This is a genomic window from Staphylococcus sp. GDX7P312P (assembly GCF_008385775.1).
GTDB lineage: Bacteria > Bacillota > Bacilli > Staphylococcales > Staphylococcaceae > Staphylococcus > Staphylococcus haemolyticus.
On the sequence record NZ_VUKI01000093.1, the window covers coordinates 1 to 218 of the forward strand.

The window sequence follows — 218 nt, forward strand, 5'->3', positions numbered from 1 at the left end:
ACTGCCGAAGAATTTAGTGAAAGATTAAATGAAGAAATTATCAAGAACAGTCATAAGAGTGAGGAGTAGGTTGAATGGGTATTGTATTTAACTATATAGATCCTGTGGCATTTAACTTAGGACCACTGAGTGTACGATGGTATGGAATTATCATTGCTGTCGGAATATTACTTGGTTACTTTGTTGCACAACGTGCACTAGTTAAAGCAGGATTACAT

The 218-nt window shown here is 35.8% G+C and carries 2 protein-coding genes; both read left to right on the top strand.

Annotation, left to right across the window (positions count from 1 at the left end):
- A partial coding sequence (locus tag F1592_RS13905) for a hypothetical protein (protein ID WP_223197252.1) occupies positions 1 to 69 on the top strand: 69 nt, incomplete at its 5' end.
- 5 nt (positions 70 to 74) lie between these two features.
- On the top strand, positions 75 to 218 hold a 144-nt coding region (locus tag F1592_RS13495; protein WP_172409210.1), incomplete at its 3' end, for a prolipoprotein diacylglyceryl transferase family protein.